At 37.6% G+C, this 21,821-nt stretch carries 17 protein-coding genes, 1 tRNA gene and 3 pseudogenes; 1 reads left to right on the top strand and 20 read right to left on the bottom strand.

Annotation, left to right across the window (positions count from 1 at the left end; all coding sequences use genetic code 11):
* Window positions 1-91 precede the first annotated feature (91 nt).
* From deoC to AC058W_RS03525, 18 genes and pseudogenes are all read right to left on the bottom strand, one after another.
* A complete protein-coding gene (gene deoC, locus AC058W_RS03610; RefSeq protein WP_117676593.1) occupies window positions 92-757 on the bottom strand; it encodes a deoxyribose-phosphate aldolase in 666 nt (221 codons plus the stop codon).
* Window positions 758-831: 74 nt separating this feature from the next.
* Window positions 832-1,353, bottom strand: a complete 522-nt coding sequence (locus AC058W_RS03605; protein WP_117845305.1) for a nucleoside phosphorylase — start codon at window positions 1,351-1,353, stop codon at window positions 832-834.
* A 98-nt stretch (window positions 1,354-1,451) separates the two neighbouring features.
* A pseudogene (locus tag AC058W_RS03600) lies at window positions 1,452-1,991 on the bottom strand (ABC transporter permease); the annotation flags it as partial.
* A gap of 178 nt (window positions 1,992-2,169) precedes the next feature.
* Window positions 2,170-3,531 (bottom strand): MATE family efflux transporter, encoded by a 1,362-nt coding sequence (locus AC058W_RS03595; protein WP_117676591.1) that lies wholly within the window; start codon window positions 3,529-3,531, stop codon window positions 2,170-2,172.
* 50 nt (window positions 3,532-3,581) lie between these two features.
* The gene (locus tag AC058W_RS03590; RefSeq protein WP_072522472.1) at window positions 3,582-4,154 is read right to left on the bottom strand and encodes a CDP-alcohol phosphatidyltransferase family protein; all 573 of its coding nucleotides are present in this window, start codon (window positions 4,152-4,154) and stop codon (window positions 3,582-3,584) included.
* Entirely contained in the window at window positions 4,144-5,208 is a 1,065-nt protein-coding gene (locus AC058W_RS03585; protein WP_117676590.1) for an FUSC family protein, read from the bottom strand. The genes AC058W_RS03590 and AC058W_RS03585 overlap by 11 nt, the downstream gene beginning before the upstream one ends.
* 23 nt (window positions 5,209-5,231) lie before the next feature.
* Entirely contained in the window at window positions 5,232-6,278 is a 1,047-nt protein-coding gene (locus AC058W_RS03580) for a HAMP domain-containing sensor histidine kinase (protein WP_117676589.1), read from the bottom strand.
* Window positions 6,278-6,949, bottom strand: coding sequence for a response regulator transcription factor (locus AC058W_RS03575; RefSeq protein ID WP_117602944.1), 672 nt, complete (start codon window positions 6,947-6,949; stop codon window positions 6,278-6,280). Before AC058W_RS03575 ends, AC058W_RS03580 begins: the two co-directional genes overlap by 1 nt.
* A gap of 24 nt (window positions 6,950-6,973) precedes the next feature.
* Complete coding sequence (locus AC058W_RS03570; protein ID WP_117676588.1) at window positions 6,974-8,407, bottom strand: phospholipase D family protein; 1,434 nt, start codon at window positions 8,405-8,407, stop codon at window positions 6,974-6,976.
* A gap of 189 nt (window positions 8,408-8,596) precedes the next feature.
* Window positions 8,597-10,155, bottom strand: a pseudogene (cls, locus tag AC058W_RS03565) (cardiolipin synthase).
* A gap of 36 nt (window positions 10,156-10,191) precedes the next feature.
* Window positions 10,192-10,872 (bottom strand): GTP pyrophosphokinase, encoded by a 681-nt coding sequence (locus AC058W_RS03560; RefSeq protein ID WP_055057101.1) that lies wholly within the window; start codon window positions 10,870-10,872, stop codon window positions 10,192-10,194.
* Between the two features lie 77 nt (window positions 10,873-10,949).
* Window positions 10,950-11,183, bottom strand: a pseudogene (locus tag AC058W_RS03555) (ParB/RepB/Spo0J family partition protein); the annotation flags it as partial.
* A gap of 249 nt (window positions 11,184-11,432) precedes the next feature.
* Window positions 11,433-11,506, bottom strand: a tRNA-Arg gene (locus AC058W_RS03550).
* A 756-nt stretch (window positions 11,507-12,262) separates the two neighbouring features.
* Window positions 12,263-13,138 carry a DUF3881 family protein gene (locus AC058W_RS03545; protein WP_117676619.1) on the bottom strand — a complete coding sequence of 292 codons (876 nt, stop codon included), beginning with the start codon at window positions 13,136-13,138 and terminating at the stop codon, window positions 12,263-12,265.
* 32 nt (window positions 13,139-13,170) lie between these two features.
* Complete coding sequence (gene serS / locus AC058W_RS03540; RefSeq protein ID WP_117676586.1) at window positions 13,171-14,460, bottom strand: serine--tRNA ligase; 1,290 nt, start codon at window positions 14,458-14,460, stop codon at window positions 13,171-13,173.
* A gap of 246 nt (window positions 14,461-14,706) precedes the next feature.
* Window positions 14,707-15,228, bottom strand: a complete 522-nt coding sequence (locus AC058W_RS03535; protein ID WP_117676585.1) for a DUF4446 family protein — start codon at window positions 15,226-15,228, stop codon at window positions 14,707-14,709.
* Window positions 15,229-15,241: 13 nt separating this feature from the next.
* Window positions 15,242-16,207 (bottom strand): ParB/RepB/Spo0J family partition protein, encoded by a 966-nt coding sequence (locus tag AC058W_RS03530; protein WP_117676584.1) that lies wholly within the window; start codon window positions 16,205-16,207, stop codon window positions 15,242-15,244.
* Window positions 16,207-16,974: a ParA family protein gene (locus AC058W_RS03525; RefSeq protein WP_117676583.1), complete on the bottom strand. Its 768-nt coding sequence runs from the start codon at window positions 16,972-16,974 to the stop codon at window positions 16,207-16,209. The genes AC058W_RS03530 and AC058W_RS03525 overlap by 1 nt, the downstream gene beginning before the upstream one ends.
* Window positions 16,975-17,447: 473 nt before the next feature.
* On the opposite strand from AC058W_RS03525, the gene AC058W_RS03520 reads away from it, so the two are divergent.
* A complete protein-coding gene (locus AC058W_RS03520) occupies window positions 17,448-18,401 on the top strand; it encodes an alpha/beta fold hydrolase (protein ID WP_118247683.1) in 954 nt (317 codons plus the stop codon).
* A gap of 169 nt (window positions 18,402-18,570) precedes the next feature.
* Here the strand turns inward: AC058W_RS03520 and AC058W_RS03515 are convergent, their stop codons facing one another.
* Window positions 18,571-20,331, bottom strand: coding sequence for a DUF4340 domain-containing protein (locus tag AC058W_RS03515; protein ID WP_479389724.1), 1,761 nt, complete (start codon window positions 20,329-20,331; stop codon window positions 18,571-18,573).
* The gene (locus AC058W_RS03510; protein ID WP_118630421.1) at window positions 20,332-21,816 is read right to left on the bottom strand and encodes a GldG family protein; all 1,485 of its coding nucleotides are present in this window, start codon (window positions 21,814-21,816) and stop codon (window positions 20,332-20,334) included.
* Window positions 21,817-21,821 lie beyond the last annotated feature (5 nt).

The raw sequence follows: 21,821 nt of genomic DNA, 5'->3' as shown, positions 1-21,821 counted from the left end.
CGCTTCCGCTACGTGGCTTTACACCGAATAACTGCTTCGCAGTTTATTGCTCTTCGCAACCTCCGCAGGAGACTTACCTGATTCGGTTAAATCAATAACCAGTTGCTTCTTCATTCTTTACAATCTTAATGATTCTGCTCGTTCCCAGTCTGTCTGCACCCAGAGAAAGAAATTTCTCAGCATCATCCAGAGAAGAAATACCACCTGCTGCTTTCATTTTTACATTTGGTCCAACGTGTTTGGAAAACAGTTCGATGTCTTCAAATGTTGCTCCGCCACCGCCAAATCCTGTTGACGTTTTGATATAATCAGCTCCCGCCGCTGTTACGATCTCACACATTTTGATTTTCTCTTCTGTAGTGAGAAAGCAGGTTTCAATGATAACTTTGAGAATTTTTTCTCCGCATGCTGCTTTGAGAGTTCTGATCTCGTTCTCAATCAGATCATATTTCTTATCTTTTAACCATCCGATGTTAATTACCATATCAATTTCCGATGCACCGTTTGCAATGGCATCTTTGGTCTCAAATTCTTTCGTTGCTGTTGTTGTATTTCCATTTGGGAAGCCAATAACTGTGCATACTGCCATTTTTCCGTTCATGTATTCTGCTGCTTCTTTTACATAACATGGAGGAATACATACAGATGCGGTTCCATATTTCATTGCATCATCACAAATCTGCTTAATTTCTTCCCATGTGGATGGTTGAAGAAGTAATGTATGATCTACATGTTTTAAGATTTCTTTAATTTCCATTTTTACTTATCCTCTTTTCTTTCTGTCACTGCCGGTTCCGCTCGTTGCGATTATTCATTTATACTCACCAGCTGCTATTTAGCCTGATCTTCTTTAATCATTCTTCTTATGGCCTCTACAGCTACACGAATAGCCATATCTGTGTCGTGAACTACCGGATTCTCCAGACCAAGCTTCTCTCTCTCCTGATTTGCTACCGCAGGATATTCAATTGGTGCATATTCTCTGGTAGTTCCTTCCATACGGACTGCACCTGTGGCAATCACTACATCACCACTCTTTACTTCCGGCTGCATTCCTCCGCATATACCAATTCTCACAAATGTATCTGCACCGCAACGGTACAGTTCTTCCATTGCTATGGATGCGAATGGCCCACCAATTCCTGTTGATGTTACGCTTACCTTTACACCGTCGAATGTTCCTGTGTATGTAACATATTCCCGGTTATCCGCGATCAGCACCGGATCATCAAAATACTGTGCAATTTTGGCACATCTTTTGGGATCTCCCGGCAGGATCACATAACGTCCTACTTCGCCTTTTGCCACCTGAATATGATACTGTCTGCTTGCGTCTTCTGAATAATTTTTCATGGTCTTTCCATCCTTTACTAAAGTTTTTTCGTAACTGTTCAGTAATTTTCTATCCTGTGATGAGATAATTCTTATTGTCTTTTAACCCAAACACGGCTTTATCTCTGTCCTTTATCGTACGGGATACCCTCTGCTTTCGGTGCTCTGGAATTCTTTGACACAAATGCAAGAACAATCAGAGAAATAATATACGGGAACATATTGTATAAGGTACTTGGAAGCTTTAATGCTACCAGTACGTCAAATCCTGTATAAACATTTGAAAGTGCACGGAACAGACCAAACAGAAGTGCTGCAAGTCCGATATTCACCGATTTCCACTGACCAAAGATCATAACTGCAAGTGCAAGGAATCCAAATCCCGCAACACCATTCTCAAATTTCCATTCACTGACACCGGCTGTAATATAAACCAGCCCGCCAAGTCCGCCCAATGCTCCAGAAATCAAAACACCTGCATATCGCATTTTGTAAACGTTAATTCCTACGGAGTCTGCTGCCTGCGGATGCTCACCACATGTCATAAGACGGAGACCAAACTTAGTCTTATATAATATGATATATGATGCGACAAGAATCAGCAATGCCAAAAGCATAAACCAGCTAAATTCGAACTTCCCAATGTTTACAAGAAATGCTTTTTTTGCTTCTTTGTACGCAACTGTAGAAGAACAAACGCTTAAACTATACAGCCTAACAAAACGAGACCAGGCTTATCATATGTCAATGGAGATACAGAGTAATTTCCTGGCAAAATAAATACACAAAGATCCTGTTCTTTATAGCATAGTTTGAACAGGATCTTTTTATAATGCTTTATTTTCTATCTAAAATTTTATTAAACCGACTAAAGAACGTTGAAGTTGTTATTATCGCTGCCAAAATATCACTGATTGGCTCAGCCAAAAATACCGCAAATACTTTATTCTGGATAAAATGCGGCAGGATAAAAATCAACGGAATCAACAGAATCAATTTTCTTAAGCAGGCAAGTAATAAACTAACTTTTGCCTGGCCCAATGCCATGAAACTCTGCTGACAAGCAACTTGGAATCCAAGAGAAAAAATACCTGCCATGTAAATTCTTAACGCCCATGCCGTATACGTGATTAATTCTGTATTATTCGAAAAAATACCTGCAAACATCTTCGGAAATAGAAGCATAATCAACCAGAAGCATCCCGTAAAAATTGTACAAACTGTAAATTGAGTAAAAAATGCTTTTTTTACTCGATTTCTATTTCCTGCACCATAGTTATAGCTCATGATTGGCTGTCCACCCTGACAAATTCCCTGTAATGGTAATGTTGCAAGCTGGCTAACACTGGTAATAATTGTCATAGCCCCTACTGCGAGATCTCCGCCATATCTTGACAAACTGGAAGTAAAACTGATAGACAAAATACTTTCCGTAGATAACATGACAAATGTAGATATACCAAGAGCAAGGCATGGTAAGATGATTTCTTTTTGCAGTTTAAAGTTTTCTTTTTTAAGATGCAGAATCGTCTTCTTTCCTGACAAGAAACGAAGGATCCATATTGCCCCTACAGCCTGACTCAAAACAGTTGCGAGTGCAGCTCCCTTTACTCCAAGATGAAATACGAAGATAAAAATCGGATCAAGAATGATATTGATTACAGCACCAATCACTGTTGTCATCATGCTGATCTTCGCAAATCCCTGTGTCGTAATAAATGGATTCATTCCCATCACGATCAAAACAAAAATACTTCCAAGAATATAAATCCTTGCATAATCCACGCCATAAGGAAGTGTCTTATCGCTAGCACCAAACATCGTCAGTAACTGTGGCACAAAAGTAAAGAATATCACCGTCAAAGCTGCGGCCATAAGCATGAGGATTGCAAAACAATTTCCAAGAATCTTTTCAGCTGTCTTATTATCTTTCTTTCCCATAGAAATCGCTGCACGCGGTGCACCTCCGGATCCTGCCAGCATGGCGAAGGCATTGATCAGCATGAGAATTGGCGTAAACAATCCAACACCTGTTAATGCTGCGGCACCGACACCTGGAATATGTCCGATATAAATACGGTCAACAATATTATATAAAAGGTTGATGATTTGAGCCACAACAGCCGGTATTGCAAGCTGGGCCAAAAGACGTGGTATTTTTTCTGTTTCCATAGCTTGTGCGTTTGACTTACTGTTCATGTCTGTGTCCTCCTAAATATTATCTAGTCATCTCAATATAATCAAATTGCTTATGCAGTCTCTCCCCTAAGTGTTCTGGTATTCTTGATAATGTACAAAACAACTGATACAACCATCATTATAGCACACAAACCAATTAACAGATCTGACACCATTGGTGTAATGTGGAACCATATAATATGCACAGCCACAGTTCCATATAATAAAAAGGTTACTATTTTTCCATGCCAGTCTGCACCATGCACTTTTCCTGTTTTTCGTATCACAAGGCATCCACTAACCGCCATATAAAGTTCCTTAACTGCCATTATAACGATCAACGGGAGCATATGTGGAAAGCGAGTAAACGAGCAAATCAACATTGCTGCCTGTGTCAGCTTATCGGCAACCGGATCGAGAATCTTTCCTAGATTGCTAATCATATGAAATCTTCTTGCAATATATCCATCAGCGAGATCCGTAAGACCGGATAGCAATAAGATTTCTCCTGCTAACAAAGGATTTTCCTTTACACAATAACTCCATATAATTACTGGAATCAGACAAAACCGAAAAAAAGAAAGCAAATTGGGTACTGTAATAATTCTATTCAAATTTTCTTTCTGACTTCCTTCACTCTGCATGTACGGTCACATCACTTTCCTTTTGTTTCGACATAAACCAATAAAATACAGCACAAAATGCCAATGCAAATACAACACCAAAAACATTCTGAATCACTCTAAGACTAACTGCTCCTTTTAATCCATAACTTTCCGCAGCAATTGCGAGAGCGCCAAAGGTATTAAATACAGCCTGCCAGCCGTATTGCGCTGAAAATCCTACACCAATTCCACCAAGAATTCCTATATAAGCATAGATGGATGATGGAAGCAGAAAATATAATACGGTGAAGCATATAACACCTACAATATTTCCGACAATCCTTTTACGGACTCTGTATTGCATGTCTTCCACAAACGGCAAAATTGCTGACATAGCTGCAATACCTGCCCACATTGCACGTGGCATATTGCAAAGTTCTGCAATGCAAAGGACAATTGGTACACATATAATCTGGCATAACTGCCATTTTGTTCTCGATGAAGTGATATCAAATTCCTGGATTAGATCTTTCAAATTTCTTTTAAAAGTTCTATTTTTATGATTTCGATAAAATACAAAACAGGTAAGAACTGCGCCTAAAATCATTCCGGCCAATCGCATCTGATAGCTTGTTCCTGTAACATCATATCCATATAATAGCAGATAGCCAAGAACCAATGTAGATTGGTTAAACATGAATGGATTATGACATCCAAAAAATATCAACACTGCCAGTGCAGCAATATTTAACAGCATTCCCAGTACCGGTGAAAGCTGATTTGCAAGATGCGGACATACGACCATTATTACAAAGAACATAGCCAAAAGCATCGTAGATTGTCCAGTGTGGATTCCCAAATCCGCATTTCGAAATACCATAAGACATAATAAAACTACCACACCAACAATACTGTTTTCATTTCCAAACAGGATGCTGAAAACAGTAACAAATAAAAAACAAAAAACCATTGTAACAGCTATCTTAATCAGATATACCAGTATATGATACATTTTTTCTTTCGTGGTTTCACTCTTTTTCAACAGGTTTTTCGATCCTGCCTGATTTAACTGTAATTCCTGATAAAATGTCATATAAATCCTCCCATCTTCTACTTTTATATTATATTCTCATTTGTCTGTATCGGAAGTTCTACAACAAATCTACATCCGCCATATTCCCGGTTTTCTGCTTTGATCGTTCCTCCCGCACTATCTACAATCCGCTTTACAAGTGCAAGACCAAGACCGTTTCCTTCTGCCTTATGAGAACCATCTACCTGATAAAACTTGTCGAATATTCTAGTCTTTACATCTTCCTCGATTCCTGGTCCTTCATCCTCCACAATGAACTTCACAGAATTCTTTTCCTGTTTCAGAAACATCGTAATTGTTCCCTTTGCCGGACTAAACTTGATTGCATTATCTAAAAGATTCATCCAGATATTCATAAGAAGTCCTTCATTTCCAGTATATTTGACTTCCTCCAATTCTACCTGGAAGCCAATTTCTTTTTCTGTCCATTTTGATTCCAAAGAAAGAAATGCCTGACGAATCTGTTCATCCAGTCGATATTTCGTTTTTTTCATTGGTATATTCTGATTCTCCAATTTAGACAACAACAAAATATTTCCAACCAACCCAGAAAGCCTCTTCGTGTTAAATAAGATTTTTTCTACATATCCCTCTTGCTCCTGCGATAATTCTTCTCCCTGAAGAAGCATTGTATAACCTTCAATGGCATTGATAGGGGTCTTAAACTCATGAGAAACATTAGATACGAAATCCATCTGCAGCACTTCTGTTGCACGAAGCTCTTTTGTCATCACGTTGAAACTTTGGTAGGATTCACCAACCTCTGCTATACGACTGTTCGTTTCCAAATGCTGTTCAAAATCTCCTTGAGAAACTTCCTTCATTGCTTTACTGAGTCTGGTAATTGGCTCCAGTAACTTTGCATTAATAAAAGAAGTAATGAGCCCTGCGATCAGTGTATTAAAAATCAAAAGCCAGCCAAGCACAGGTATACTCCCCGGTAGCTTAAAGAAATGATTTAAAAATGCAAATAATAAAGCAGATATCACTGTTGAAAATACGAGAGACAGCCAGATTGCACCAGTCAGACAGGACCGAATCTTCAATCTTTTTTCTTTCTTCTGATTCATTATTTTTTCACCACCTTATATCCAATTCCACGCATGGTTACAATTTCGAAATTTGGATTATCTTTAAAACGCTCCCTAATTCTTCCTATATGCACCTCTATCGTATGTGGGTCTGCCTCTGTCTCATATCCCCAAACTTCATCCATTAACTGCTGTTTTGTAAATGTTCTTCCCGGCGAAGCTGCCAGCTTATATAAAAGCAGGAATTCTTTTTTCGGTAAAACAAGGCTTTCCTTATCCGTTGTAACGGTCATTGCATCATAATCAAACTCTGTTGAACCAATCACAATTTTATGTTCATTCAGGATCTGTGCACGACGGAGCAATGCGCCTACTCTTAAAACCATTTCATTCACATTTACCGGTTTTACCATATAATCATCACTTCCAGAAAGAAATCCCTGGCGCATGTCATCAAAGTTTCCTTTTGCAGTGATCATAAGTACCGGTATCTGGTATCCTGCTGAACGAAGTTCCGACACCAGCTCATAACCATCCATAACCGGCATCATGATATCGGAAATAATCAGATCAATATATTCCTTATCCAATACTTCTAATGCCTGAGCTCCATCCGGTGCACTTTTAACCTGATAACCATTCTTCTCGAGCACTTTCTGAAATAGCTGGCTTAATTCTTTATCATCTTCTACAATTAATATCTGAAACACGTTTTCCTTCCTCCCTGTTATCTATTAAAACAGATATCTTGCCCATCCAAGCAGATGCTGTACCAAAAACACATTTCTCTGACGTTTTTTTGTTAATTCAATCGGTTTTACATGATACGGATCATGATACGTGCCATCTTCTAATGCCTGTCGGGATACTTTTTCATATTCCATCATTCCTTCTTCCAACTGTTTATTGATTTCTTTGCTACGTATTACAAGCATCAGTTCCGTATCCAGATACGTACTTCTCATATCCATGTTAAAGGAACCAATCACAGATATATCATCATCGATCAGGATGCTTTTTCCATGGTAAGAATAACCGCCTTCATATTCCCAGATGTCAATTCCTGTATTTAAAATCTTATTTCTATTTTTTGCATAATCAGCAGACCCGAATGGATTTCCATTATTTGCAACCGAATTTGTCATGATTGAAAAATTTGGAACATTCTCTGCAATCTCCTCCCATGTATTGTACATCATATCATTACAGATAATATATGGTGTATGAATCTTTACACGATTCTTCGCACTTTTCATCAATTCTCCCAGCTGATACCAGACTACTGGTTCCTTGGAAGCTGTGTGAATAGGATTTGATACCAATGCAATCTTTTCTGTCTCAAACGTTTCGTCTGTATAATCCGTATCGAAAATCATTCCCTTGTTTTCATTAAAATATTGCTGATATCCTTCCTGCAGTTCTAATACTGCCTTCTTTACAGATTTTCTATTTGCAAGTTTCTTATCATTATGAAAATAGCCACTATCTTCTTGTTCCCATATCGTTTCAAAATAATCTAACAACTGGTTGACTGAATTTTCTTTCCTTGGTTCATCGCAAATAACCAACACATCTCTGTCATAGTTCTTGTGTCCTGGAAAATCGCCTAGGAAATAATTATATGTATTTCTTCCTCCAAGAATATAGTTCTTACCATCTGCAATCAAATATTTATCATGCATTCTTCCCATCATTTTCCATGGTTTCAACGGATTGGCCTTATTGTATAATTTGATTTCAACATTCTCATGGGAAGATAATCCATAAAAATACGGATTACCTTCCATATCAATCCAACTCTCCATTCCATCTACCAGCAAGCGAACATGTACACCTCTGTCTGCCGCATCACGAAGAGCTCCTAAGATCAATTTCCCACTTTCATCGGATTTGAATGCAAACGTAGAAAGAATAATTTCCTCTTTTGCATTCTTAATCAATCGCACTCTTTGTAAAAGAGCTTCCGAATTCTTTTCTATGATCACTGCCCGTTCTGGATTCTCACTGCATTCGTTCCACGACTCATTATGTATTTCTTTTACGGTTTTTTCGGACATTTCTGGCTGTTTTTTATATGCAATGCAGATTCCAAGTAATTCATAACAAGCCATAAACAGAAGAACTGCCAGTATAACAAGAAGAATTTTACATATTTTATGCTTTTTCATTGTATATCACCTGATTCCTTTTTTCTATGCTTATATAATACAATGTCAATCTCAATTCAACCTCAACAAAATTTATTTTTTTCACCTAAACGGAAATTCTGTACAAATCATTCGATATAACAAAACAACCTCTCAAAAACAGTCGACTTTTAAATTAACTGTTTTTTGAGAGATCGTTACATCAGATTCTTATAGCAATCCAGCAAATAATCTCATAAATAATTGTCCTAATCGTAAATATGCACTGCGTCCGGTACAATATTGTTCTGTCACATCACGACATTCACCCATGGTTTTTATCAAATCACTCTTTATATCTAAAACAGACTGACAATCTATCATAAAACATCCATTTTCAAAATGATGGTATAAACTTCGATAATCCAGATTAATTATTCTACAAGTTGCCATGCAGTCATCCACCACACTCATTTTTGCATGGCAGAAACCAGGAGTCCATTCATAAACACGCACACCATGTTTAACCAATCCATGATAAAAAGAACGAGTGATATTATAAATAAATTTTTTGTCTGGAATACCCGGTGTAATAATTCTGACATCCACTCCTCGCTTAGCAGCCAAACATAACGCATGTGTCATTTCGTCTGTTATAATCAGATATGGAGTCATGAACCAACAGTATTTTTCAGCTTTATTTATCATACTAATATAAACTTCTTCTCCAACCTGTTCATTATCCATAGGACTGTCTGCATAAGGCTGAATAAACCCCGTTTGCTGCGCCTTGTAATCATAATGAAAAATATATTTACCAAAATCAGGATCATTCGCATCTTTATCACTAACCGCATTCCACATTTCCAAAAATGTCACTGTGAGTGACTGAACAGCATCTCCTTCTAAACGAATACCTGTATCTTTCCATTGTCCATAAGGATGTGTATAATTAAAATATTCATTTGCGAGGTTGTATCCACCGGTAAACCCAACTTTCCCGTCAATAACCGTTATTTTTCTATGATCACGATTGTTCAAGAACAAATTTAAACCTGGTACAAACGGATTGAATACACGGCAATGAATTCCTACGCACTCCATTTTTTTTACAAAATCAGTATTAATAAATCCTATAGAACCCATATCATCATAAAATATGCGTACTTCCACTCCAACTTTTACTCGTTCTTCCAGAATCTTTTGGATCTTATGCCACGCCTCTGCATCTTCTATAGCATGATACTCCATGAAGATAAACTTCTGTGCCTTTGCAAGATCTTCAAGCTGGGTCTCTAATCCCCTTACTGCTTCATCGAAATACATCACATCCGTATTCTGATAGATTGGATACTGCGAATTTCTTTGTATATAACTTGCAATATTTCCTGCCTTCGGAATCGTTTCGTTTATTCTGCTTAAACACTCCTGATTATCGGAAAGCATTGGTAACAATTTGCTATCAATTTCTGCATATCGCTCACGCATTTTATGTGTGCCACCATTCAAACCAATCAATAAATATAGGCCTACACCCATAATTGGGAAAATTAAAATTAATATAACCCAAGGCATTTTCATGGAAGATGTCTTATCTGATGCATACAATCTCAAAACTAAAATTCCACTTAAAATCCTTGTAAATAGATTTATGATTTCTGCATATTCATTTAAGCGTGTTACAATAGTAATAATAAAAACTACTTCTAGAAGAATGCAGATTATGGAAAACACAATCGTTTTACTCCGTTTTTTGTTTTCGCTTTTCCTTCTAAAGTATCTTGTTTCATATATATTCCAACCTTTCTACTCAATCAAATTTCTGCTTAAATTTCGTGGAACATACCAATTTTGTCTTTTATTCTCTGCATTTCATTATCTGCTTCAATGACAACTCTTGCAGAATGAAGTAATTCTTCACTGATCTCTTCATATCCAGGCATTTCTTCAATGCCTTTTTTATAACGAAGCTGATGTTCCAACGTTGCCCAGAAATCCATCCCATTAGTTCGGATTTGGAGTTCTACACGCATAGGTGTTTTACCCTTAGCAAAAAATACAGGAATCTCAACAATCATGTGATAGCTTCGATAGCCATTTGGTTTGGGATTTTTTATATAATCCTTTACTTCAATAACTTTGATATCATCTTGTTGTGTGATCAAATCAGATATCATATAAATATCATCAATAAATGCACAAACTATTCGAACACCTGCTACATCATTTAGATATGTTTGTATATTCTCTGTTGTAAAATCATGTCCCATTTTCTGCAGTTTATTATAAATACTATTGGGTTTCTTAATTCTTGTCTTTATAAATGAAATAGGATTTCGATTGTTCTCAACTGAAAATTCATCATCTAAAACCTCAAGTTTGGTTTGAATTTCCCGGATAGCACAACGATACATCATCATTAAATTATAAAACTTTGTAGCATTCTTTAAAAACTGCATTGATTCCGGATTATCCATCCAGAGTTTTTCTACTTCTTCCTTTGTCATGGTAATTTCCTTCCTACTTCTTATTTATAAATACTATTTATTTTGATAATTGATTTGTTCTCCTTGAATTACAGGATAATGCTTTCCTGCAGAAGAAACATTTCCTTATCATCTTTCACCTGAAACGGATGCTCCTTAAAAGGGCGGAGACGTTCAATCTCAATTTCTATGATTCTTTCTTCTTTTTCTCCTAATTGTCTGTTTGTCTCAGTCATCTTGACTCCTTTCCTCTAGGATTCAGGATATAAAAAATGCCTGCCTGGAACTTTTGTTGTAAGTAAAGTTCCAAACAGACATTGCCGTTTGACCATTAGCTGTAGCTAATAGAATTGAATACTGTTTCAGCTAATTTATGTTTGCAGGTTTCGGAGAGATTGCTTCTTTTCCCGCCTTTTCTCTTATTTACATCCCCAAATAAGGGGTGACAACAGAGCGGAACCCAAATGTTAGCTGGAAATGGATCATTTTGAATGGAATTTCATGTCACGAACGTGATTAGAAAATAAGAAAAGCGTTCGCTGTCAGCTAATCCAGCTAACATTTTCGAACGCTTTGAAGCCCGTCGCCAAGAGGATTTGAACCTCCGACCCCTCGCTTAGGAGGCGAGTGCTCTATCCAGCTGAGCTATGACGACACATGCCGCAAACCCTTGATTTTACTGGGTTTCTGGGATTTTCCCCTTCGGCCATATATAAGATTATCAACTCTTTTTCGAGTTGTCAATCTACAGATTTTTTTACTTTGGTAACATTAGAACGTTCCCCAAATTGGGGAATGCTTTGTTGTCACCTTTGGCATTATTCAGAATAGATTCGAACTGAAAGTTGTTTTTCATTTTTCCCTTTGGGGAATGCCTCGGCTTTCTCTTAGGAGGCGAGTGCTCTATCCAGCTGAGCTACGAGGACACTTGACTCACAATCGTAATTCTACTATATTTTTATTCGAATTACAAGAGAATCTTTCATATTCTTTTCGTACACATTTAGAATCTGTTACTGTTCACTCCGTTCTCAGTAACACGCTTCGCGATGCACAGAATTTATGCTATTCGCATAAATTCGCGCGGTATGTCTCGGGATTTTGGCATTCTCATGCCAAAACACCTCGCGGGATAGTGGCGTGTGAACAGTAACTAGAATCTTACCCAAAATTCAAATGTTTTCATCAAATATGTTATGAAGTGGATATTTTCTCATCCACAATTGATTTGTATCAATCGGATATCTGCAATCCACTTCCGCTACGTGGCTCTACACCAAATAACTGCTTCGCAGTTTCGGTTAAACTATCGTTGTTATGTTTCACGTGAAACATAATATTTTATCTGATATTCATACCAGTTTTTCATACTTATATGCCATCACTAACTGGTTAAATATCTCCCACTTATTTAATAATGTAACTGACCCTGAAGCCAGATGATTCCTTTAAATCGGCGGCCGATCTTGAGTTCTCCCAGAAGATCTTCCCGGTTGATACACACGTCAAACTGCATATCATTACATTCTATAGTAATCTGACAAATTTTCTCTCCTGTAATGATATTTTCAAAAGTCATATAATCAATAATCTCCCCCATGACGCTGTACTGGTCACATTCAATGCCATATGGCATGAAATACGAATCTACAATGGAAAGAATATCATCAGTGACAATTCTCTGTGAAATCATAGAATATGTATCCATATCCTCCATTGTGAGGCTTTCCATTGCCTCTTCGTCTCCGTTGCGGGCTGCCGCAATCAAATGGTTTCTGTTTTTTGTCAGTTCCCGTTCAGCTTTTACAGCCTCTTTATCCTTCTCCACCGGAAAAAGAATTTTTCCTTCCCTGGCCAGTCCGGAAAGGGTTAAGGGCTGGCCATCAGGAAGCATACCGCTTTTGTATTTTTCTTTCATATACTCAGCGGCATTCTGAAGATAAAAAATTAAAGTAACTCCTATTCTCAGATCGTCACAGGCACCGGCAAAAGACTCTTTTTCTGTATGTCTCTCTATTATGACATTCTCCTGTGTCGTAATACCTGTTCCGCGAAAAAAAGGAAAATAATAGTCCGGATAAAATACGTTGTTTTCATCATACTGTCCACAGACAGTGATTCCACAATCGCATCCATAATCCTTGGAAAACTCAGCAAATACACCCTCCGGATGATCCTTTACTATTGTTTTATCATCATAATTTTCAACCACATCCGTAATGATCTGCCTGATACTGCTTCTTTTGGTGATCTTGGAAAAACCAACTGCTCTCAGATAACTGTGCATAAGAACACCTCCCTGAAAAAGCTCACTCTCCATTAAGCGTGCTTTTTCTCAATCTTTGTCATGCCGCCCATATATGGCTGCAGAGCTTTCGGAATGCTTACAGATCCGTCTGCATTCAGGTTGTTCTCCAGGAATGCAATAAGCATTCTAGGCGGTGCAACAACTGTATTATTTAATGTATGTGCAAGATATTTGCCGTCTTTACCGTTTACACGAATCTTCAGACGACGTGCCTGTGCATCTCCAAGGTTAGAGCAGCTTCCTACTTCGAAATATTTCTTCTGACGTGGGGACCATGCTTCTACGTCAAGAGATTTTACCTTCAGATCTGCAAGGTCACCGGAACAACACTCAAGTGTACGAACCGGAATGTCAAGAGAGCGGAACAGATCTACTGTATTCTGCCATAATTTATCAAACCACATTGGACTTTCTTCCGGTTTGCAGACAACGATCATTTCCTGTTTTTCGAACTGATGGATACGGTAAACGCCTCTCTCTTCAAGTCCATGAGCACCTTTTTCCTTACGGAAACATGGAGAATAACTTGTAAGAGTTTTTGGAAGTTCCTCTTCCGGAATAATCTGGTCGATGAATTTACCGATCATGGAATGTTCACTTGTACCGATCAGATATAAATCTTCGCCTTCGATCTTGTACATCATAGCATCCATTTCTGCGAAGCTCATAACACCTGTTACAACGTTGCTTCTGATCATGAAAGGAGGTACACAGTAAGTAAATCCTCTGTTAATCATGAAATCACGCGCATAAGAGATTACTGCAGAGTGAAGTCTTGCAATATCCCCCATCAGGTAGTAGAAACCATTTCCTGCAACACGTCTTGCACTGTCAAGATCAATTCCGTCAAAGCTTTCCATAATATCTGTATGATATGGAATCTCATAATCCGGAATAACCGGCTCACCGAATTTCTCAATTTCTACATTTTCACTGTCATCTTTGCCAATCGGTACAGACGGATCAATGATATTCGGGATTACCATCATATTTTTGAGAAGTTCTTCTTCTACTTCTTTTTCTCTTGCAGAAAGTTCTTCAATACGTGTTCCGGAAGCAGCTACCTGTTTCTTGACTTCTTCTGCTTCTTCTTTCTTTCCCTGTCCCATCAGAGCACCAATCTGTTTGGAAATTTTATTTCTCTCAGCGCGAAGAGCCTCTACTTCCTGTTTGATTTCTCTGTTTTCTTTGTCCAGTTCCAGCACTTTATCCACTAATTCCAGTTTATTATCCTGGAATTTATTGCGGATGTTCTGTTTTACAACTTCCGGGTTTTCTCTCACAAATTTAATGTCTAACATCTTGTTCCTCCTGAATAAAATAGTTACTGTTTACATCATTCACAGTAACATAAAATATTTTGTAACTATTCATTGATCTGCTTTTTGGCAAATTACCAGGCAGTTACTATTCTTTTATGTATTCTGGCAGCCGCCTGGCGGATATATTGCTGTCATACAGTTACTATTTTGTTACTGTTTACTTCGTATCCAGTAACACTGTTTTTTATTTTATCTTTAAGTATGCTCTTTCTTTTCTGTTTTTAATCAGTCCTGTTCGAGATTATCCAGGCCGAAATTAACAGCTTTTCGAAGTGCTTCCACTTCTTCCTGGCTAAGCATAACATAAGATTCGCCTTTTACAATTTCTTTCATATACAAAAAGCAATTGTCACGGCTATGCACTGCATTTAAAATAAGGCCCGTATTTTCCTTGTCCAGCAAGGCCAATGCAAAACTTAATTTGCCGCCTACATCATCAAATGCATCATATTTCTCTACACCATACTTATTGAACATCTTATCAAGATTCTTTTTAATAAAAAGGAGATCATGATCATGTTCTTCTTTCGCATCATACAGTTTATCTATCTGAGCGAATTTTCTTACAAATACTTTCTCCAGAGACTGTGCATCCGAGCCTTTCATAAACGTCTTATATTTTCGTTCCAGACGACTCAGACGCATATTCATACTGATATTCCTTACCAGCAGGAAGATAGTAAGAATCAGTAGTATAATAATGATGATCCCGGAATCAATTCCAAGACTTTCAAAAATGCCACTCATATTACTGTCACTCCTAACCAATGGATTCAAAGAGATCTATGATTCTCTCCAATTCATCCTTGGAATAATACTCAATTTCAATTTTACCTTTGTCATTTTTCTTTCGGTGGATCTGTACTCTGGTGCCCATGATACTCTTCATTTTTTCTTCCAGACTCTCGTAGATTGCATCTTCCGCAGAGCTGAATTTACTCTTTTTCTCTGTTTTCGGTGGCTCCAGCATACGTTTGACAAGTGCTTCTGTCTCTCGAACGCTTAATTTCTCGTCGAAAACTTTCATCGCAACAGATTCCTGTTTTTCTTTGTCTGATATTGCAAGGATTGCACGTGCATGTCCGGCAGTTATCATCTCATCAATCAACATCTGCTGCACTTTTTCACTGAGTTTAAGAAGTCTCATAGCATTTGTTACAGCAGTTCTGCTTTTGCCTACACGCTCTGCGATTTCATCTTGTTTAAGGTGAAATTCATCAATCAGCCGTTTATATGCCATTGCTTCTTCGACCGGATTTAAATCTTCCCGCTGAATATTCTCAATCAGGGAAATTTCTACTAATTCCTGTTCAGAAAAGTCTTTTACAATTACAGGAACTTCTTTGAGTCCGGCAAGTTTTGCTGCTCTCCAGCGTCTTTCTCCTGCAATTATTTCATAATAGTCCTTTTTATCGGATACAAGCAGTGGTTGGAGAACTCCATACTGTTTAATGGACTCAGATAGTTCTAACAACGCATCTTCATCGAACTGTTTACGAGGCTGATTTACATTAGGCTCTACGCTTGATATTTTTACTATCATTGCTGTTTTTTTATGCTCTGCTGTATTGCTTTTTTCCTTCGTACCAGTTGTTTCTTTTTCAGTTGCTACAGTTTTATTTTCTGTTTTAGCTGTTGTTTTTTTTACAGGTTCTTTGACAGCAGACTTCTTTTCCGGAAACAGTGCATCTAAACCTCTGCCAAGACCGTTCTTTCTGCCTGCCATTAATTATCCTCCCTGTTGATCACTTCTTCAGCTAAAAGTCTGTAGCTCTCTGCTCCCGCTGATTTTGGATCATAAATTGTTATCGGCTGTCCATAACTTGGTGCCTCTGCTAATCTTACATTTCTCGGAATAATCGTTTTGTATATATTCTGATTAAGATTTTCCTTTACGTTCTCCACAACCTGCAGAGACAGATTTGTTCTGGCATCATACATTGTGAATACGACACCTTCCATTTTCAGACGCTTGTTTAATCTGTCTTTTACCAGATCAATCGTATGGATTAACTGCGAAAGTCCTTCCAATGCATAATACTCACACTGAATAGGCACTAATACTGATGTCGCTGCAGTCAACGCATTAATTGTCAGCATATTTAGTGATGGCGGACAATCAAGTATTATGTAGTCATATTTGCGTCGAAGCTTATCTGTAATTCCTTTTAATATAAATTCTTTATTATCGATGCCTACTAATTCGATTTCTGCACCGGAAAGATTAACATTAGATGGAATCAGGTCTACGTTTTCGACAACATTTTTTATAATCGTATCTTTCGTCTCGGCTTCTCCAAGGAGAAGTTCATACAATGTATTTTCTACAGAATTCTTGTCAACGCCAAGTCCACTGGTTGTATTACCCTGTGGGTCTATATCAATTGTAAGAACCTTCTTTCCCTTTTCTGCCAGACAGGCCGAAAGATTAATTGCAGTTGTTGATTTACCAACTCCGCCTTTCTGATTGGCAACTGCTATAATTCTTCCCAACTTCATTCCTCCTTTATGAGGTTTTATTTGTCATTGTGCGTATTGCAGATTTATTATAACACTTTTATTTTAATCCCGCCACATAATGTTTCACGTGAAACATAAAAAAACAAATAAATTTTTTTAAAAAAATTGTTTAGTTTGTATGGCTCATGATTTTCTTGTAAAATCAATGTCCTCGCAGTATAATATCTTTATATATGTTTAGTGTTTTTTATAGCAATTCCAGAAAATAATGCAATTAGACGGTTCAGCAGAGTGTGAAGGACAAGAAAGATATCTGCAGGCGTGCTGACACAGGACAAAGATATCTGACACAGGACTTCACTCTCTGACGGGCTGAATTAATTGCAGTATTTTATGAAACTGCTATAGTTACTGTCACATGCTATTTTGTCATAAAATATATTCCTTAAAATAAGGTATGCAGTAACGTTTTAAACATTTGCTATGCTTAATAAAGGAGGCTGAAAATGAACAGAAACAAACATAAATTTCTTACATTTGCTGCTCTGATGACTGGTGCAACTGTTACAGTCCATCTGATCAACCGCACTGTTGCTGCTGCCGCACAGCTTAAACAGATGCTTCATATTTTTGATGATAATTACTTTGAATGGCGTTTTGGCAATATTTACTATACAAAAAAAGGAACCGGCTCACCAATTTTATTAATTCATGATGCTTTACCAGGAGCTTCTGGATATGAATGGAGCAAAATTGAAGATGAACTGGCAGTTGACCATACCGTATATACTGTTGATCTTTTAGGTTGTGGACGCTCCGATAAACCCAGCATCACATATACCAATTTTGTATATGTACAGATGATCTGTGACTTTATCCGGAAAATTATCGGAGAAAAAACAGATGTAATTGCCAGTGGATTTTCCAGTTCCTTTGTTGTAATGGCCTGTCATAATGAGAAAGAACTCTTTAACAAAATCATGCTGGTTAACCCTCCAAGCTTTACTCAGTTAAGGCATATGCCAACAAGAAAAGACCACTTATTAAAACTTGCTCTGGAGGTTCCAATTTTTGGAACATTGATTTACCATATGATTGTTTCACGTGATAATGTAAGTAATTTGTTTATAGAGAAAATGTATTACAATCCGTTTCATGTGGATTCTCAGATGACAGATGCATATTATGAGGCAGCACATAAGGGCGGATGTTATACGAAATATCTGTACTCCAGCCTGGCTTCCAAATACATGAATATTAACATCAATCATGCTGTCAAGGCGTTAGATAACAGTATTTATATCGTTGAGGGAGAAGCAGAACCAAATGCAAAGTCCATCACAGATGAATATTGTTCTTGTAACCCGGCTATAGAAATTTCTACACTGACTGGTACTAAGCATCTTCCTCATGTTGAAAACCCAGAAAACTTTCTCGAGCAGGTTAAAATCTTCTTTTAGTGGCAGATTAGAACATATTTGAAAAAGGCGTTCTGCAAATAAAGCAACCCTATAAAGTTGTTCTCAAACACAAAAAGCTTCGACACACAGATTTATTTCTATGTATCGAAGCTTTTTTATAGCAATTCCAGAAAATAATGGAATTGCTATGGTCTTTATTTACATTTTCTTACTCTTCTGTATCGCTTTCAGATGTATCTGTTGTATCAGATGCACTTGTGGACTTTGAATCATCATCAGTTACTGCATCACTATTATCGGATGTTTCTGTTTCACTATCAGTTTCAACATCTGCTGATGCTTTTTCATCTGATTCCACTTCGTCTGAATCTGTTTTAGTCTCATCCTTCTCAACGCCTGCGACTGACTCGAATGCTGTAAATAACTCTTTTACATTCATTTTGTTTACAAGATATACCTTGTTATCTACTACTGCTGCATAGTAGTTTGTATCATAACTGTAGTAGGAAACTTCCAGTGTGTCTCCGTCTTCTTCTGTAAATGTTACTGTCAGTTCTGCATCTCCATCCGGATCATATTTTTCCGTAAGGCGTTTCTGTGCTGCCATGTTAATCAGTTTATTATAGAATGTTGTAAATGTTGTTTCATCCAGATCAGCGCCGTCAAGTTTATATGTTACTGTTTCTGTATCATTTCCGTCTTCGTCTGTTGATGTTTCACGTGAAGCATTTACCTTATAATCTGTTCCCTGATAATTTACTTTTAAGCCTGCAAGGCTGTTTACAGATACATAACTTACTGTCATATCCCAGAAATCTTCTTCTGTTTTATCTGTAAGTGCAGACAGTGTTTCTTCCGACATAGTGTAAACTTCATTACTGTCATTTACCATGACATATCTGTTACTGTCATCAGCTTCGTTACCAACCAGAATTGTAAGCTGTTTATCTACCATCTCTGTCTTTTTCTCATCTGTCGAATCTTCATTATCTGATGAATCGTCTGCATCCGATGCCTCAGCACTATCTTCTGATTCGCTTGCAGATTCCTGCGTATCTTCACTTGTATCTGTCGTTTCTGCAGAATCCGGTGTTTCAGAATCTGAGGTTTCTGCGTTATCATCCGAAGTTTCTGCTTCTTCCTGGTAATCTACGGTGATTGTCGAATACGGTTTATCCAGTCCATACTTGCTCTTATCTTCGCATTTATAATCTGCCATGGAATTATAAGCCATGCTTCCAAAAGAAGATACCAGAGAACTTACTGTAGCTGAATCTGCCTTATCCTCTTCTCCATTAGCACTTACTGACCATACGCTGGTATCCGCATCCTTTTTTAATTCATAGGAATTATCTCCGTCTACAGAAATCTTAGTGATTGTATCTGTGCTGGAGATTGCCGGGAAGTCTTCCATCTGCGCGTAATCATATAATGTCTTTGTAAATGGTTCTACGCAGGAAGAATCTACCAGATAAACTGTTTTCTCATCATCTTTTCTTACATAATACTGGCTTGTAGATGAATTCTCATCTCCTACATATAATGTAGTTGTTGTATCATCGCCGTCTTCATCCTCTGATTTCGTCACAATCTTAATTGTATTTGCCGGAGAATCCAAACCATACTCTGCAAGGTCATCTACATCTTCCAGAACTCTGTCTGACTCTACGGAAGTAACCGATGACGCAGCACTGTCCAAAGTACTCTGATTTACCGGAAAATCTGTATCATCTTTTTTTACCCAGCTATCATCTTTTTTTTCAAATGTTGTTTCTGTATCATCAACCATGAAATCCAGAGATTTAATGTCGTCAGCAGAAGCAGTAAATACAGAGGTGTTTTCTTCGGATTCCGCTTCTGATTCTTTCTGTTCCTGGTGGGATACGTAGGTTTTTACGCCTGCGTATGCCCCACAGCAAACTGCAAGAACTGCAACTGCAAGAATCATTTTTACAGTTTTATTCTTCATTTAAGCTTTTCTCCTCTTCATCCAGACTACAAAACCTACAACCAGGAAGAATCCAGGAATCAGTCCGATCGTACAGATTTTCCAGAATGCAGCATCATAATCTGTAAGTGTCAGATAAGATACGGACAAGCTCTTTGACGGAATAGATACGGTTGCGCTGTCTCCTGTATCAGTCATCCATTTCAGTGATTCAATGATCAGCTTTTCATTTCCGCCTGATACCATCTGATTAACCTGTGATTCCATCAGATTAGAAGAAGAATAATAAACGATCTGAGTTTCTTTGTCATCATCCAGAGTTTCTGTAATGCTCACTCCCAGATCAAATGGCCCTTCTTCATCGCCATCTTCTTTCTCTAATGTATCACTGTTAAGATCTGTCTTTGAGTATGCCTGATCAGAAGTTGTTAAGATACTGTTGATCGTTACAGTGTCTCTCACATCATCCATCTTCTTGATTCCCTGTGCATATGGTGCAAGTACATAATATCCGCCGGAGGCTGTCTCAGAACTTGCATCTGTACTGTTTACAGTCGGAACCAGGTAATATGGCATCTGCATTGCATAATGCTGGCTGTCACCCTCAAATACAATTCCTGCTGCTCTCTGAACACCATAATTTTCAAGAACTGCATCGAAGTTTGGCAGATCTTCTGTTGTATAATCAGAGAAGATCATCGCTTTTCCACCATTTTCAAGATAATCGATAATGGCATTTTTTTCATCTTCAGAGATATCTGTAGATGGAGAATCAATAAACAGACAATCTGCATCATCCGGAACACTGCTCTCTGTAAGAAGATTCAGTGACTGAATATCCATGTTTGCTTTTTCGATGTCTTCTTTGATAGAAGAATCCATCTCTTTTTCTCCATGTCCTTCCAATGTATAAAGAACCGGAAGATCTTCAGAAGTTACATATCCGATAGCACTTGTGATCTGACCTTCACCATCAAAACCAGTTGTCTGATAACTGTATGTCTGATAGTCCATTGTACTTTCATAGATATTGTTGTAATCAATAACTTTGTTTCGATCTCCGCATACCACAATAAGACTATTTGCAGAAAGATCATTGCTTGTATACTCGGTTACAAATTTAGGATTTACTACCGGGTCTTTCTGTTCTACTTTAATATGTTTGGATTCATCTTCATATTTCTTAAGAAGATTCGTGATATTTTCATCTTCTGAACCGCTCTGTGCAATCTGATAAATCGTTATATCCTTATCCAGATCTTTCAGCATTGCCTTAGTATCGTCGCCGATACTGTAAAGCTTCTCACTGCTGATATCGATCTCTGAGTATTTGGATGGAATCGCACTTACAATCATATTTATCACAACTACAACTGCAATAAATATTACTGACATTACCATTGTATAGGAACCGTTTTTAATATGTTTCTTGCTGACAGTTCCAATCAATTTCTTTTTATCAAACTTCGTATGTTTACTGTTTTTCATTTTTTCTTTCAGCTTCATTTCCT

Source organism: Blautia sp. CGZ-1-C1, assembly GCF_056504575.1.
Note: the sequence above shows the minus strand (reverse complement) of the source record. Positions and strands in the feature narration are given on the sequence as shown.